Below are 16639 nucleotides of genomic sequence, written 5' to 3' on the forward strand. Positions count from 1 at the left end.
TGTAAATTAAAGGGCATTGTTTTCAATTATTGGGCAAAATCAAGGTTCAGTTGTTGAATTTGTTGCTGAATGTCAAGCATTTTTTGACCAGTCACTGTTAAGTTTCGGGGCACGGTCCCTGTTTGAGCTGCCAATAATAAGGTTAACCAGAGTTGCGCATCCGTCATTATTTTTTCAGTTTCTGGGTATAAATACATCAATTGTAAGGATAAAACTGCCTGTAAATTTTCAAACATCGTGACATCAGTTTGCGCAAATTGTTGTTGTAAGGCATGCTGAACAGTTCGACTCCCTGAATCTTGGCCCATTGCTGGCAAAGCTGACGGAATGACTGCCAAACGCGTCTCGTCAAGCCAGAGGAACTGAACGGTGGTTGCGACGCCTAACGCCCGCAACGTGTACAGGACCTCCACTCGTGACAATTGGTGTAAAAATGGATCAATTAATAAAAATTTAGCGGCCGTCACATATTGTGCATAGGTTAAATGTTGGGCGGCCAACAACTGGTCATTTTGTGCCGCCACTGGTTGATCGGACATGTGATAGAACTGACGCATCGTCGTCTTTAACGTCTGTTGCAACGTCGTCGTTGCCAGCGTCTCAGCTGCCGTAATTTGGGCAAGCGTCTGTGCATACCAGTCAGTCTGGGCAACTCGTAATTCTGCAGCCATGCGCGCTTTAATAAATTGATGGCTTTCAAGTAAAGCAGTCAGATATAAACTTGCCGCTGCATCTGTTGCCAAATAAGTGGGTTCATACTCAGCTGCATAGGCGCTGGCCAGTGTATACTTTTGCGTGGCGACCAAGGCCGTGACTAACTGTAAGTTCAACGCATAACTTTGCGCCGTTTGATAAACCGTTTCAAACAAGCTTGCCGCTGTGGACCAGTCTGCTTGGTCAGCGGCAACCTGAGCCGCTTTAAGTTGTTGTTCAGTGTCAGGTGTCATTGGCTCCTCCTTTCCGTTAGTAAGCAAAAAAGCCGGGAAGTTCCCGACTAATTGCTTGCTTAAGCCTCTGTTTCGGCTGGCGCTGGTTTCGCCTTTTTTGTCCGCCGATGATGTTGATTGACTTCCATAATCACGGGTAAAATCACAGGATGCCGCTTCGTCTGATCCCACAAATAGTGGTTCAATTTTTCACGAACAGCTTGTTTTAAATGACCCCAATCAAATTCTTTATTATCTAAGTTAGATTGCACGGTTTCTTTGACCAGTTCCGCACTTTCTTGCATCAAATCTTTGCTCGTCTTCACGTAAACAAATCCACGTGAGGTGATTTTAGGTGTCGCAATAATTTTCTTTTTCTTCCGATCAATCGTGACTACCGCAACAAAAATACCATCCTCAGATAAAATCTTACGATCGCGCAAGACGATATTCCCAATGTCGCCAACACCAATGCCATCAATCATTGTATCGCCAACTTCAATCGAATTAGCAAGATGCATGTCGGTCCCATCATAAACGAATTGATCACCTTTAGCAGCAATGAAGATATGGTCAGCAGGAATACCAACCTCTTTCGCATATTCAGCATGCGTATCTAATAAACGATACTCACCTTGAATTGGCATAAAGTATTTAGGTTTCATTAGGTTCATCATCAACTGTAAATCAGTCTTAGTTGCATGACCTGATGAATTCATCTCATCCGCAATCGCTTTGACATCTGCTCCCGCCCGATAAATCATATCACGAGTCTTGGCAACCACTGTTTCCATTGAATGTGAGGGGGTCGTCGTAATAAAGACCAAATCACCAGTTTCAATATTCAACTTGCCTTCTTGCTTATTGGCCATTCGTTGTAGTGCCTTGATAGGTTCACCCATCCGACCAGTTTGTAAAATAACCACTTGAGCTGGGTCTAACTTATCAATTGAATCCAATGGTACGACAACATCCGCTGGCATCCGCAGCTTACCGAGCTTCAAGGCCGTATTAATAATGCTTTCGACATCGCCGGGCATCAAGGCCACTTTACGACCTGACTTTTCAGCAGCATCTAACACTTGTTGAATACGCAAAATATTCGAAGCCACTGAAGCCACAATAATGCGCCCAGTATGATATTTGAAAGTATCCAAAACGTATGCCGCAATGGCGTGTTCGCTGACAGGTTGATCAAAGTTTTCAGCACTTGCTGAATCACTCAACAGTGCCAAGACACCTTTGGATCCAATCTCAGCTAGCCGAGCAAAATCAGTCTGATAATTAGTAATAGCTGTCTGATCAAACTTAAAGTCACCGGTATAGACGACTTGTCCGGCACTCGTTTGCAACACAATTCCCATAGAGTCTGGAATCGAATGCGTCGTCCGGAAAAATGACGCCGTCACCGTTCCAAAATCAATTTCAGTTTTTTCATCAATAATATGAAAATCATCGAATTGCTTAGCCTTAGGATCTTTTTGTAATTGAATCTTAGCCAATTCAACGGTTAATTTTGACCCAAAGACTGGCACATTAAACTCATTTAAAAAGTACGGTAAGGCGCCAATTGCGTCCGCATGTCCATGGGTTAAGAAGACCCCAACAATGCGGTCCGCATTTTCACGCAAATAACTGAAATCGGGAATCACTACGTCGATACCAAGTAATTCATTTTCAGGGTATTTCAAACCGCAATCCAAGATATAAATTTCTTCATCGACTTCGACTGCGTACATATTTTTACCGTTTTCACGGACCCCACCAAAGGGGGTAATTTTAACTTCACTACTCAATTATTTCACCTTGATTCATTTAATATTTAGAGTGACAAACAACTTAGCTTCTTGTTCGGAATTTAACGGTAAGATTGGTAACCGGGGGTCGCCCACTGGTTGCCCTAAATAATTCAACGCCGCTTTCACCGGTGATGGCGATGGTGCGCTGAACAAAGCGGCCATTTTAGGCGTTAAGTCCCGTTGGTACTTCGCGGCTAATGCCACGTCACCCGTCGTTACAGCTTGATACATCGCTGTCATTTCATCGCCGTATAAATGACTCGCTACCGAAATGACGCCAGCACCGCCAATTTCTTTGGCAGCTAAACTTTGCGCATCCTCACCGGTGTAAACTAAAAAGTCAGCCGGCGCTTGTTCGACTAAGGCCCCATATTCTTCCATTGAGGCACACTGCTTTACCCCGATAATATTAGGCTGTTTGGCAAGCGTTAAGATGGTCGCAACTGTCATTTTCACAATAACCCGACCAGGAATATTATAAATAATCACAGGTAACCCACCCTGTTCGGCAACTGCCGTAAAGTGCGCAATCATCCCAGCTTGATCAGGCTTGTTATAGTAAGGGACAACAACTAAGGCTGCATCAATGCCTTTAATTTGACTCACTTTTTGGGTAAATGCAATCGTTGCCGCCGTATTATTTGATCCAGTCCCAGCCACGATTGGGACCCGACCAGCCACAATCTTAGCGGTTTTAGTCAATAAAGCTAGTTTCTCTGCTTCTGACAACGTTGGGGCTTCACCCGTTGTGCCACCCACGATTAAACCTTGTGTACCGTGAGCCAACAAATGTTCAATCAAACTAACTAACCGTTCATCATCCAATTGTTGTTGCGCATTAAACGGGGTCACCATCGCAGTCATTAAATCAACATTTTCAAAGTTCATGAATTAAAAACTCCTCATAATAAAAATTTACAAGTACCATTGTACTTGCGCCGAATAAGTAACTCACCCCAGTTTACCACATTTTAAACTAAAGCAATAGCTAGACCTTTAACCACTCTAATTAGGCGTAATCCTGCATTTTATGTAAAAAAAAGGAACCGCCAATTGGCAGTTCCCTCAATCTCAATATTAACGACGAAGACCAAGACTTTGGATTAAGTCACGGTAACGGTTAACGTCTTCCTTACGCAAGTAAGCTAATAAGTTACGACGATGACCAATTTTCTTCATCAACCCACGTTGTGAGTGAAAATCTTTCTTATGAACACGTAAATGTTCGTTTAATTCGTTGATATCCTCCGTTAAAACTGCAACTTGGACTTCAACTGAACCAGTGTCGCCTTCGTGACGGGCATACTTAGTAATAAGTTCCGTCTTCTTTTCGCGTGAAATTGCCATGTGTATCAACCACCTTTCGAATAATTGCCCTAAACTGAGTAAATCGTTGGTGGTGCTCGATAAACTAAGTAAAGGGTTGCTGAACACTTGATATAGTCTAGCAAAGTCACGTTTAAAAAGCAAGTTTCATTGCATATCAAGTTAAATTACTTTACACATAACAGTTGCAATCAGGCCGGGCCTTATGTATAATAACATTTGTTGAAAAAAAGTTGGTCCTTGATGGAGGTGAATCTATATGCCAATTATCAAATCCGCTATTGAACGCGTGAAAACAAACAATAAAGCAAATGCTCGTAATACCACTCAAATGAGTGCAATGCGGACTGCTGTTAAAAAATTCGAAACTGCTAAAACTACCGGCGCCGATAACGTCGATGATTTATACTTAGCAGCCGTTAGCGCGGTTGACAAAGCTGCTTCTAAGGGGCTTATCAAACGTAACAAGGCTGCCCGTGACAAGTCACGGATGGCTGTTCGTTACGCTAAGTAAAGCGCAATTCGACTCCCGAGCATTTGCTTAGGAGTTTTTTAATACCTAAAAAGTGCTTCAAAACTCATCTAAATGAGTTTTGAAGCACTTTTTAGTTTTTAGCTAACACTTGCCGTTCATTCACAAATTGCACCATGAATAATTCAAATAATAATTCAGGATCACGTTGCGTCGTTTTCATTTGGACTTCCGTTTGCAATAAGCCTAGATAAGCCGCTCGCAATGCTGGCTGATTAAATTGTCGGACCGTTTGCAGTGCTAACTTCACACGATATGGGTGCACTTTTAAAGTACTCGCCAAGCTCCCCTGGCTGTACCCGGCTCGTGCCAAAATTTTAACTTGTAACAATAAACGAAATTGGCCCAACAGAATCGCATTGATTTTTAATGGGGCCTCTTGGGCCGTCACTAACTCATGATAGAGTTCGACGGCCGCTTGCGTTTGATACCGTAAGACATTGTTGACTAAGTCAAACACATTTTGTGTTAACGACTTAGTGACCAAGGCATCCACAGCTGGCAAATCAATTCGTTGCGACCGGGCGGCATAAATCATCAGTTTGGGTAACTGCGCCATGATTAGTCCTAATTGACCATCAGTCCGGCTAACCAACGCTTGTAACGCATCCGGATCAATCGAAATCTTTTTGGCCGCTAGTTCCGACTGCACATACTTTTGCGTCTCATGTTCTGAAACCTGATTGATTTCAATGATGGTCGCTTGTTTTTTTAACGTTTTGACTAGCTTTTTCCGTGCATCTAACTTTTCATAAGGCGCCATCAAAACCATGATTGTATCTGGTTCCGGATGGTCGAAATAACTTTGTAACGTGTCTAAATCATGATCAATTTTATTTTTTTTAGTCTCACCGGTTAAAAAATAAGGATGATTGATAAAAACTAACCGACGTTCACCAAAGAAAGGCGCCGACATTGCGTCGTCTAATGCAACCGCAACGGGCGTCGTTTCCATATCATAACTCCCCACATTCATGGTCTGTTCTTCACTGGGAATCACTTGGAGTAACTTGGTTTTCAGTTGATCTGCTAAATAATTAACCGTCCCTAAAACCACATAAATTGAGGCTAATTTACCGGGCTGAAGGTCCTGCATGGCCTGCTGTGCGTTGATAGAAATTACCTTCCTTCAAAAATGTTTGCCAGGTGCTTGCGCGACCGCCACCAAAACGATACGTAATCATCCCCTGCAACGCTGTTGAATACGTGATAATGTGTTGTTGTGCAAGCGTCGTCAACGTTTCCTGGTTGGGATGACCATACCGATTATGCCGGCCAACTGACAGAATTGCTCGGCGGACTTGTAACTGTTGTAAGGCCTGATAATTTGAGGCCGTCTTACTACCATGATGTCCTAATTTTAACACATCCACTCTTAACATCGGATACCGAGCTACAATGGCACGCTCTCCAGCCTGATCCAGGTCACCAGTGAACATAAACTGCTGCCCCCCAAACCGCCCCGTTAGTACTAATGAATCAGCATTCTCTGCATGACCGGGCTGAAACGGATGGAGCGCAGTTAAGCCATCGGCAAACCGTTGTCCGGCAACGACTTCTCTAACCCGTGGTCGCCACTTCGCTTGTGCTAATAGTTGCTTAAATTTAGGCAAACCTGCCATGCCAGCCGGAACCACCACTTGTTGCACCTTAATCAGTTGCAACAATCGGCCTAAATCACCAATATGATCCACATCTTTATGCGATAAATAAACCGTATCCAGATGATTCAGCCCTAGTTGATGCAAATAATTAACCGTAATCGTCTCAACTCGTGCTTGCGATTGCCCACCAGTTTGCCAGGCCGGTGTTGGAAAATGTAAGCGACCACCTGTATCAATCAGACTAACTTGTCGATTAAATGGCTGTCGGATTAAAATCGAATCACCTTGACCGATATCAATAAATTGTACTGCGCCACGTAACGGCCAGCGAATACTCAAAATCAGCCCTAAATACGCTAATCCTAAGCGAATTGCCCAGCGTTTAGCGGGAGTCCGTAATAGCCATAGCGTGGTTAAAGTCAGCCCCCAAGCTAACCAGGGGACCGGGCGGCCTATCGTCAATAACCCTGGCAGTGTCCCGACCCAATCAATCCCTCGTTGAAAAAGAGCTAATCCTTGCTCACACCAAGTCGCAATTGTTAGCGAATATTGTCCTAGACTGGCGCCAATGATAGTCAATGGCAGTAACCCCCAACTAAATAGTGGCGCCACAATTAAATTGACCAGCAGCGTCAATAGATGCCACTGGGCAGTTGCCGTTAAAATCACAGGCAAACTAAGCAGTTGCACCCAACCGCTTAACCGCCAAGCTGGCATTGGTGGCGCTAAAATCAAGAGCAATGCTAACCCATAACTTAATTGCCCACCTAATTGTAATAACACCAAGGGATTCGTCCAAATCCCGATTAACAAGGCCAGACTCCACCCCGCTAATGCGCCACTAGCTTGCCGCGTTAGCAATTGCCAGCCCAGCGGTAACCAAGCAGTGATTACGGCACGTTGCAAGCTATCCGCGCCACCGCCAAAGACCAAGTATACTGGCAATAAGCCTAATAGCCAATAATCAATCGCCGTCTGGCTCAAGTGTCCCCGAACTAGTACCCACCGCAACATCCTAACCAGTAAAATCACATGGAGTCCTGACAAACTAAATAAGTGCATCAATCCCAACTGTTGCACGCTCGTCATTTGCGGCCGAAAATTAACCGGCCGTAGTCCCACCAACAAGCTTTTAGCATATAATTGCAACGTCGGTGGTAACCGTTCCAATGTCAAGCTAAACTGTTGTCGCACTTGATGAATCCAGTCTAGACCACCTAGCCAACCAGTTCGTGGTGCCGAGGTTAAAGCCGTTATTTTTTTAATTGTTAATTGGCGATAAATACCTTGACTACGATAATAACTAGGCCCATCGAATTGACCAGGATTGGTCGGTGGCCCAACCGGTGCTAGTTCGCCCACCACTTGCCACTGCGTCCGTTGCGTGATCTGACTTAACTGTTGCTTTTCAGCAGCTGAAGCTAGCCGACCATAGCTGATTAGCCGACCATGGACACTGGTTGCCAGCAACTGATACTGACCACCTTTAAACCTAATTTGGTCGGGTTGAACCGTAATCGATAACGTAACCGTTTGTGGCATTTCGCCACTAATCTGAGCAAACTGTCGGTTTTTAAAAATCAACCAACCGGCCATGACCACCATGATACACACCGAGCCCATTAGTAGTCGCCGTTGTCGCATATAAATAAGTCGTAGTCCCCACAGACCTAACAACCCGGCTGCTGGCCATTGTTGTCCAACAAGCCAACTACTCAATAAGCCACTACCAATGGCCGCAAAAAATAAGCCCCGCAATTAGTTATTTTTTAATAAAATTTGATCCAAACTTAATTTATCTAAGTCAGCTTGGTCAAATTTAACTTGTTGTAATTCGACTTGCTTACGTTCAATTAATGACATCGCATAAGCGTCATTATGATAATTTCGTAAATAATGAATTTTTTTAATCCCAGCCTGCAATAACATTTTGGTACATTGCAAACAAGGAAAATCTGTCACGTAAATTTCAGCACCGTCCGTGGCGGCACCAAACTTAGCACACTGTAAAATAGCATTCATTTCTGCATGAATCGTTCGCATACAATGCCCGTCAACTAAATAACATCCTTCATCAATACAATGGACATCGCCTGAAACTGAGCCATTATACCCACCCGCAATAATGCGTTTATCCCGCACGATAGTTGCACCAACTGATAATCGTTCACACGTACTGCGCGTTGATAACAGTACCGCCTGCATCATAAAATATTGATCCCATGGAATTCGTTGATCTTGCATTAATTTTGCCTCACTTTCAATGACCGTAGTATACCAAATAGCAGACAATCCGCCTAGACCGTGAGCTGATCACGGAATTTTTCTAACGTTTTATCGCCAATTCCACTGACTTGCTTCAAATCGTCAACACTTTTAAACCCACCATGCGTGTCACGATAGGCAATAATTCTTTCTGCCTTCTTTTGCCCGACTCCGGCTAACTGCTGTAATGCACTGACATCCGCCGTATTTAAATTAATCGGCCCCGTACTTGTACTAGCATTGGCCTGACTGGGCACCGTCGTTGCAGCCTGACTTATACCATTACCGCTAGCTACTGAACTGGCACTGGCACCTGCTGGTTGTTTAGCAGTGGCTGGCACCTGTTCACCTTTTACTGGCACATAAACAACTTGTTGATCGGTAACCTTGGCAGCTAGATTAAGTTGGGTCTGATCGGCTTGAGGTTGTAACCCTTTCGCTAAAGCAATTACATCCGCAATTCGAGTTGTGGCCTGTACCTGATAAAGACCTGGCTGGTTGACCGCACCTTTAACATCAACATACAATGGTCCTACCGAACTAGCCGTAGCATTAGCCGGCGGTGTGGCAATGCTACTACTGCTAACTAAGGCAGGTGAACTGCTATGCTGACTGGCAACTGGTTGCGATTGACTGCTTAGCGCATCATCGGCTACTGGTGCTGGCGCTCTTGGAGATTGCAAACTCATCATCAGTCCAATACTAACCACGCCTAAACTCAAGCCACCTAGGGCAATGGCAACCCACCGATGGCCTTTTAGCCATGCTAAAATTTCTAATCCCATAATAACCTCCCTTATAGTCATCAACTACGTGGAAGATTAGCCTTTCGTTTTAACTTCGCAAAAAAGGGACCGGTTTCCCACCGAATCCCTAATGTCGTGCTAAATAATTAACTGCTTGCTTAAATGACGTTACTGGTACGACCCGTAATTTAGGCGCATAACGTTTAGCCGTCGCCTTTGCAACCTGATAATTGGTTTGATGCCCATCCTCTAATGCTAAGATGGCCTTTGTCGGCTTCACATAAGGGGCTAAAAAGATTGTCGCACCTGCTTTTTTAGCTGCAATAATTTTTTTATCAATGCCACCAATTTCACCGACTGACCCATCCGCCCCAATCGTTCCAGTTCCAGCAATCTTACGACCACGCCGTAAATTCTGATTGGTTAGTTGTTGATAGATTTGGAGACTGAACATTAACCCTGCCGAAGGTCCCCCAATTTCACCCGGATTAACCTTGACCGGAATTTTAGTTGTTACTTTAACATTATCGGTCAATGCAATCCCAATTCCAGCACGCTTAGTACTTAATTTAATTAATGGCGCAGTGAACTGTTTAGTGTGCCCATTATGCCGATACGTAATAGTCACCGACCTGCCGATACCTTGTTTCGCAATATAGGTCTGATAACCTTGTGCATTAGTAAAATGACGGCCATCGACTTTGGTAATCGTATCGCCCACTTTGACCGCTCGTTTAAATTTAGAGTTTGCTTGAACTGCCAAAACATAAATACCACGATAAGTTTTATGAGTCGTTTGCTTAGCTGCCTGATAGGCCGTTGCAATCGCTTCATTAATTGCACTTTGCATATAAAAGGTCTGGACCTTGTCGTAAGTAGCATCATCCTCGCCCCCGCTAATCTCAGCCGCACTAACGACGGAATAATGTGGGTTTAGTTGCGCATATAACCACGTAATCGGCCGTGCTTTTGCCAAGGTAACCGAAGTCAACATAAATTTACCAGCCCGCTTGTCTGGATGCCCCTTAACTGTGACCAACGATTTCAAGTTATTAGCACTCCCGGGGCCTTCAATATAATCTGGTAAAGGCACTAAAAAAAGCCCTAATACGACGATTACTACTAAAATGCCTATCCAATAACGATGGATAAATTGGCGCACATTTTTCATTAGCCCTGCCTCTGTAACCGTTGTTGTAGCTTAATTGCAACAGCGGTCGGCACATAGGTCGAAATATCCGTGCCCATTTTAGCGATTTCCTTAATTAAACTCGACGAAAAATAAGCATACGGTGGCCGAGCAACCAAGCAAACTGTCTCAATCGTGGCATTTAAGGATTGATTCATCCAAGCAATATCTCGTTCGTAACCAAAATCCTGTTCATTACGTAAGCCACGAACTAAGACTGTGGCCTGTTCTGCGGCCATAAAATCGACTGTCAGACCAGTGGCCGCCTTAACTTGGACATTGGGCAAGTCCTGCACTTCAGCCGCAATCATGGCAACTTTCTCAGCGGGTGTAAATAGTGCTTGCTTACTGGTATTGACCATCACCGCTACGATTAATTGATCAAATAATCGACTCGCCCGTTGGATTAAATCTAAATGGCCGCGCGTAATCGGATCAAAACTACCAGGAAAAACCGCAATTGTCATGGACTAGGCCTCCACTTCTACTTTTTGATAAATCGTAATGACTGTAATCCCATACGTTTGCCGCCGAACCAGTTCAAAACCGGGAATCATCGTCGGCAACTCAGCTGTCGTGTCCGTTTCACAAACAATCCGACAGCCCGGATTTAATAACCCTAGTGAATCAATCGTTTGAATGGTCTTCACAATTTGTTGCTTAGCATAGGGCGGATCTAAAAAGACCATATCAAACCGTTGCTGCTGAGCGGCCAAATGGGACATTAACCGCTGCGCATCCCCCTTTATAATCTCAAATTTTTCTGAGGATTTGGTCACTGCGACGTTATCCTTAATTGTCTTAATGGCTTGATACTGTCGATCAATTAAAACAGCTGCATCCATGCCGCGTGACACCGCTTCAATACTCAAGCCACCGCTACCCGCAAACAAATCTAATGCGCGGCCACCATCAAAATAAGGCCCAATCATATTAAAAACAGCTTCTTTAACTTTATCTGTGGTTGGTCGGGTTTGCATGCCCGGTACTGCCTTTAAGCGCCGACCACCAAAATCACCTGCTACAATCCGCATATACTTTCACCAACTTTAATCATCATCATCTTCGGGTGCCACACCAGTTTGGGGTTTAAAGAAGCCTTGATCCACTCGTTCACCAAAGTTCATATCAACATCTGGTCGGTAAGATGGTTCGACCCGCCGAACAAAATTGAGTTTTCTTAAGCGAACAGTTACTGGTTGCACTTGGCTTTCATCTAAATAAATCACAACATAATGGCCGCGGCGCGATTGATATTGAATATTGCCAAAACGTTTCAATTGACGCACCTGTTTCATTGAATGCAAATAAACAATCAATGAGCGACGTGGTTTTACGGTAAATTCCATCGAACGGTCACCTCTTTTAACTTTCTATCTTTTTAAATGTTAGGCTAGATTAGAAGTTTCGTCAACTAAGAGTATGGCGATAACTTAAGTTTCATTTCGTTGACCACTAAAAAAGCCTGAGAGGCGCTCATCTCAGACTTAATTTAGGTTATTTAGGTAACACTTCTAATAACAGATCATCCGTTTGAATGACATCGCCAGCTTGAACATAGACGTGTTCAATCACGCCAGCTTCCGGTGCTTGAATCGTCGTTTCCATCTTCATGGCTTCCGTTACGAGCAACGGTTCACCTTTCTTAACTGTCTGGCCTTTTTTAACCAACAACTTTAAGACTGAGCCACTCATCGTTGCCCCAACTTCATTTTCATTCGTTGGTTCAGCCTTGCGCGTGCTGGCAGCCGTTTGGTGCACGGCATTGTCTTTAATCGTGATTTCTTGGCTTTGCCCATTGACACTAAAGTACAAAGTCCGCATACCATCAACATCAGGATCGCTTAACTGATTTAATTTCAAAATCATGACTTTTCCTTTAGCTAACGTGACATTTACGGTTTCACCTAAACGCATGCCTTGGAAGAAGGTCGGTGTATCTAATAGTGAAACGTGCCCATATTGCTTATGTTGCGCCTGATAGTCTAGAAAGACTTTCGGATATAAGAGATAGCTCAAAACTTCTTGCTTCGACGGTGTATGTCCGATTAATTTAGCTAAAGCCGTTTTAGTTGCTTCAAAATCAGCAGGCTTCGCCAAGCTACCTGGTCGGACCGTTAATGCCGGATGGCCCTTCAAAATGATTTTTTGTAGTTTTTCTGGGAACCCGCCGACTGGTTGACCAAGATTACCAGCAAAGAAATTAATAACCGACTCAGGGAAGTCTAACTTCTCCCCATGATCGTAAATATCAGCCGTCGTCAACTGGTTTTCCACCATGAATAAGGCCATATCACCGACCACTTTTGAACTTGGCGTCACTTTAATGATATCGCCAAATAAGTCATTGACCGTGGCATACATTTGTTTAACTTCTTCCCAACGATCGCCTAACCCTAAGGCTTTGGCTTGTTGTTGTAAGTTAGAGTATTGGCCGCCTGGCATTTGCGTTTGATAGATATCAGTTTGCGGTCCGGTCATCCCATTAGAGAAGTCCTGATAATAAGGGCGAATCCCTTGCCAGTAACGATTAATCGCTTCAACCTGGTTAATGTCGACTTGCGGTTGCCGGTCATTATGTGCCAAGGCATAATAAAGGGAGCTCATCGATGGTTGACTAGTCGTCCCAGATAGGGCACTGGCGGCCACATCGACCACATCGACGCCAGCATCAACAGCTCGCGCATAGGTAAAGATACCATTGCCAGTTGTATCATGTGTATGCAAGTGCACTGGGATGTCCAGGGCATCCTTTAAAGTGGCTACTAATTCATACGCAGCCTCTGGCTTCAAGACACCAGCCATATCTTTAATCGCAATTATATCCGCACCAACTGATTGCAACTCTAACGCTAATTGCCGATAGTAAGCTAACGAGTACTTCTGCTGATGAGGGTCCATGATATCGCCCGTATAACAGATTGTTGCTTCAGCAATTTTGCCTGTTTCCTTAACTGCCAAAATACTTTTTTCCATTTGCGGTAGCCAGTTTAAACTGTCAAAAATCCGGAAAACATCAATCCCGCTATGCGCCGCTTCTAGAATAAATTCCCGAATGACATTATCAGGATAATTCTGATAACCAACCGCATTACTCCCACGGAATAGCATCTGAAGTAATGTCCGTGGCATCGCTTGCCGTAGCTTTTTCAACCGATCCCATGGATTTTCATTTAAGAATCTAAAGGCAACGTCAAACGTCGCCCCGCCCCACATTTCGTAAGAGAAGAGTTGTGGCAATGCCTTTTGTGACGCCGCAGCAACGGCTAACATATCTTTAGTCCGCATCCGAGTCGCAAATAAGCTCTGATGCGCATCTCGCATGGTCGTATCCGTCAGTAAAACATCCTTTTGACCCAACAACCAGTCCTGTAAGCCAGAAACGCCCTGCGCATCTAAAACATCCTTAGCCGTCACAATCTTTTTAGACAGTGGGGCAAAATTATCTTGAAACTCGACGTCTGGATAGTATTTCTTAGCATGTTGTGCTACATCAGCAAACCCATTAACGGTCACGTTGCCAATATACTTCAACATCTTATCTTCTTGTTGGGTGCCCTCAGGAAATTTAAAGAGTTCCGGTGTCATATCAATAAAGCGGGTATTGGCCTGACCGGCTTGAAATGTCGGGTGATCGATCACATTTAACATAAATGGAATGTTGGTCTTAACCCCGCGAATATCAAATTCAACTAACACGCGCCGCATTTTATGCACTGCTGCCTTAAAATTACGAGCGACAACACAGGCTTTAACTAATAAGGAGTCAAAGTATGGTGTCACAATTGCACCTGAATACGTATTCCCAGCATCTAACCGGACGCCATTCCCACCAGGAGAACGATACGTTTCGATGCGGCCAGTATCTGGCATAAAGTCATTGGCCGGATCTTCAGTGGTTACCCGACATTGAATGGCAACCCCCGTGTATGTTAAATCTGATTGTTGTGGTAAATGCAGGTCTTTAAATAAATCGCCACCTTGGGCAATTTTTAGTTGGGCGTGGACAATATCAATTTCGGTAATCATTTCCGTCACGGTATGTTCAACTTGAACCCGCGGGTTAACTTCCATGAAGTAGAATTGATCCCCTTCGACTAAGAATTCAACCGTTGCAGCATTCAAATAATGGACGTGTTGCATTAAACGCACCGCTGCCTCACAAATACGTTGTCGTAATGCTACTGGCAATGAAACAGCTGGTGCAAATTCAATCACCTTTTGGTTCCGCCGTTGCACTGAACAGTCTCGTTCAAATAAATGTAACATGTTCCCATGCGCATCCCCTAAAATCTGTACTTCAATGTGCTTTGGATGTGCAATAAATTTTTCTAAGTAAATTTCATCATCGCCAAAAGATTGCATGGCTTCAGAACGCGCTCGGTCAAAGGCTTCTTGTAACTCTGAAGCCGCCCGGACGATACGCATCCCACGACCGCCACCACCCATAGCCGCTTTGATCATAATGGGAAAGCCATATTTTTGAGTGAATTGGAGTGCTTCATTCAAGCTGGTAACTGGGTGCGTGGTACTAGGAATTGACGCGACCCCAGCTTCCTGAGCGACCTGTTTAGCGGTAATCTTATCACCGAACATCTCTAAATGTTCGGGTTTAGGCCCCACAAAAGTTAACCCTTCTTCAGCACAGCGACGTGCAAAGGTCGCATTTTCTGACAAGAAGCCATACCCAGGATGAATCGCATCAACTTGATTTTCTTTGGCAATTCGAATAATGTCTTCGATATCCAAGTAAGCCGCAATTGGGGCTTGACCTTCACCAACCAAGTACGCCTCATCCGCTTTAAAACGATGTACCGAAAATTCGTCCTCTTTAGCATAAATCGCAACGGTTTGTAGGCCTAATTCATGACAAGCCCGAATGACCCGCGTCGCAATTTCACCACGATTAGCAATCAATACTTTTTTCATCAGAATTCTCCTCATTTCCAGATTAAATCAATCCGCCTGGCGAACGGCATTTGCTTGCGCCATCTTTTCTAACGCACTAATATTGAGCACTAGTCCAAGCGACAGCGTCAATACCATCATACTGGAACCACCATAACTCATGAATGGGAATGTTACCCCAGTAATCGGAATAATACCCACAATCCCACCAACATTGATAAAAGCTTGAATAGTCAAGTAAGCTGCTACGCCATAACACACGAGCGTATTAAATGTCGTCGTGGCTTGAACACCAATATAAATTATCCGCCCCACAATGACGAGCAACAGCCCCATGACAATCAATACCCCAATCAAGCCAAGCTCCTCGGCTGTAATGGACATGATAAAATCGGTATTAGGTTCTGGTAAGTAGCCACGTTTTTGCAAGCTATTCCCGATACCTACCCCGGTTAGACCGCCATTTGAAATGGCATAGTACGAATTAACTAGCTGGGTTCCCGCTCCTGAAACCGTGGTAAATGGATTCAAAAAGCCTAAAAACCGTCGGAGTTGATAAGAATTAGATAACGTACTCTTAGGCAAATGGCTCATCAATGGCACTAGTACCCACTCAAACCCCACGACAACGGTCGCAAAAGCACCAATTCCAACGAGATAAGACATCCCAGTGGCAAATAAAATGACGGCCGCAATTGCCAAGTTAATTGTCGCCCCACCAATATCTGGTTGAATGACAATTAAAAAAATCATCATAGCTAACATTAAAATCTGCGCACCTAAATCGCGAAATTTAGCAACGCCTAGTCGTTCTTCACGTTGGGCGATAATGGCCGACAAGTAAACAATTAAGTAAAACTTACAAAATTCAGCCGGTTGAATTCCAATCGGCCCAAGCGTAATCCACCCAGCAGCCCCATTGATCGTATGACCAATTAACCGCATGATGACCAAGATACCTAACATGATAAATCCAAATGTCCCCCATAAATTAGTGCGCTTAAAATAAGTGATTTTTAGATTCATACTAATCATCGTAATCATTAAACCACCAATGACCCAGATTAACTGTTTCATCAAATAGCCGGTTGGCGACGAGCCATTACTAGCAGCAACGTATGAACTTGACGAATAAACCATGATAATCCCAATCCCACATAGGATAATATACGGGATGAAGATAACATAGTCCAAGTAGTGCAACTTCTTCAACATGACCTTTAATCCCACCTTAAAACGTTTAAATTCATGGCACGTTCGTCAATAATAATCATAAAAATTAACTTGCAATAATTATAGCATAGTCGCAATTACCACAACCCGTGAAATTATTAAAACCGAGTA

Annotated in this window: 15 protein-coding genes; 1 reads left to right on the forward strand and 14 read right to left on the reverse strand. The window is 44.0% G+C overall.

Going from position 1 to position 16639, the window contains the following annotated elements; genetic code table 11:
• Nucleotides 1–26 precede the first annotated feature (26 nt).
• The 4 genes from C5Z25_RS01890 to rpsO all read right to left on the reverse strand — a co-directional run bounded on the left by C5Z25_RS01890 (nt 27) and on the right by rpsO (nt 4072).
• Nucleotides 27–947 carry a hypothetical protein gene (locus C5Z25_RS01890; protein ID WP_105451104.1) on the reverse strand — a complete coding sequence of 307 codons (921 nt, stop codon included), beginning with the start codon at nt 945–947 and terminating at the stop codon, nt 27–29.
• Nucleotides 948–1006: 59 nt separating this feature from the next.
• Nucleotides 1007–2722, reverse strand: a complete 1716-nt coding sequence (locus C5Z25_RS01895; RefSeq protein WP_105451105.1) for a ribonuclease J — start codon at nt 2720–2722, stop codon at nt 1007–1009.
• 15 nt (nt 2723–2737) lie between these two features.
• Nucleotides 2738–3613, reverse strand: a complete 876-nt coding sequence (dapA, locus tag C5Z25_RS01900) for a 4-hydroxy-tetrahydrodipicolinate synthase (protein ID WP_105451106.1) — start codon at nt 3611–3613, stop codon at nt 2738–2740.
• A 189-nt stretch (nt 3614–3802) separates the two neighbouring features.
• Nucleotides 3803–4072: a 30S ribosomal protein S15 gene (gene rpsO / locus C5Z25_RS01905; protein ID WP_105448599.1), complete on the reverse strand. Its 270-nt coding sequence runs from the start codon at nt 4070–4072 to the stop codon at nt 3803–3805.
• Between the two features lie 238 nt (nt 4073–4310).
• On the opposite strand from rpsO, the gene rpsT reads away from it, so the two are divergent.
• The gene (rpsT, locus tag C5Z25_RS01910; RefSeq protein ID WP_105448600.1) at nt 4311–4565 is read left to right on the forward strand and encodes a 30S ribosomal protein S20; all 255 of its coding nucleotides are present in this window, start codon (nt 4311–4313) and stop codon (nt 4563–4565) included.
• Nucleotides 4566–4656: 91 nt separating this feature from the next.
• Here rpsT and holA read toward each other — a convergent pair whose 3' ends face one another.
• The 10 genes from holA to C5Z25_RS01960 all read right to left on the reverse strand — a co-directional run bounded on the left by holA (nt 4657) and on the right by C5Z25_RS01960 (nt 16510).
• Complete coding sequence (gene holA, locus C5Z25_RS01915) at nt 4657–5679, reverse strand: DNA polymerase III subunit delta (protein ID WP_105451107.1); 1023 nt, start codon at nt 5677–5679, stop codon at nt 4657–4659.
• On the reverse strand, nt 5657–7906 hold the full coding sequence (locus tag C5Z25_RS01920; protein WP_234002768.1) for a DNA internalization-related competence protein ComEC/Rec2: 2250 nt from the start codon (nt 7904–7906) through the stop codon (nt 5657–5659). The genes holA and C5Z25_RS01920 overlap by 23 nt, the downstream gene beginning before the upstream one ends.
• Before the next feature lie 39 nt (nt 7907–7945).
• Nucleotides 7946–8431 (reverse strand): ComE operon protein 2, encoded by a 486-nt coding sequence (locus C5Z25_RS01925; protein ID WP_105451109.1) that lies wholly within the window; start codon nt 8429–8431, stop codon nt 7946–7948.
• A gap of 53 nt (nt 8432–8484) precedes the next feature.
• Entirely contained in the window at nt 8485–9237 is a 753-nt protein-coding gene (locus C5Z25_RS01930) for a helix-hairpin-helix domain-containing protein (protein WP_105451110.1), read from the reverse strand.
• A gap of 88 nt (nt 9238–9325) precedes the next feature.
• Complete coding sequence (locus C5Z25_RS01935; protein ID WP_105451111.1) at nt 9326–10369, reverse strand: SepM family pheromone-processing serine protease; 1044 nt, start codon at nt 10367–10369, stop codon at nt 9326–9328.
• A complete protein-coding gene (gene coaD, locus C5Z25_RS01940; RefSeq protein ID WP_105451112.1) occupies nt 10369–10854 on the reverse strand; it encodes a pantetheine-phosphate adenylyltransferase in 486 nt (161 codons plus the stop codon). The genes C5Z25_RS01935 and coaD overlap by 1 nt, the downstream gene beginning before the upstream one ends.
• A gap of 3 nt (nt 10855–10857) precedes the next feature.
• A complete protein-coding gene (gene rsmD, locus C5Z25_RS01945) occupies nt 10858–11421 on the reverse strand; it encodes a 16S rRNA (guanine(966)-N(2))-methyltransferase RsmD (protein WP_105451113.1) in 564 nt (187 codons plus the stop codon).
• 15 nt (nt 11422–11436) lie between these two features.
• Nucleotides 11437–11736 carry a YlbG family protein gene (locus tag C5Z25_RS01950; RefSeq protein WP_105451114.1) on the reverse strand — a complete coding sequence of 100 codons (300 nt, stop codon included), beginning with the start codon at nt 11734–11736 and terminating at the stop codon, nt 11437–11439.
• Nucleotides 11737–11884: 148 nt separating this feature from the next.
• Nucleotides 11885–15316: a pyruvate carboxylase gene (locus C5Z25_RS01955; RefSeq protein WP_105451115.1), complete on the reverse strand. Its 3432-nt coding sequence runs from the start codon at nt 15314–15316 to the stop codon at nt 11885–11887.
• Nucleotides 15317–15343: 27 nt separating this feature from the next.
• Nucleotides 15344–16510 carry an FtsW/RodA/SpoVE family cell cycle protein gene (locus C5Z25_RS01960; RefSeq protein WP_105451116.1) on the reverse strand — a complete coding sequence of 389 codons (1167 nt, stop codon included), beginning with the start codon at nt 16508–16510 and terminating at the stop codon, nt 15344–15346.
• Nucleotides 16511–16639 lie beyond the last annotated feature (129 nt).

Source organism: Lactobacillus sp. CBA3605, from assembly GCF_002970915.1.
Classification (GTDB): domain Bacteria; phylum Bacillota; class Bacilli; order Lactobacillales; family Lactobacillaceae; genus Lactiplantibacillus.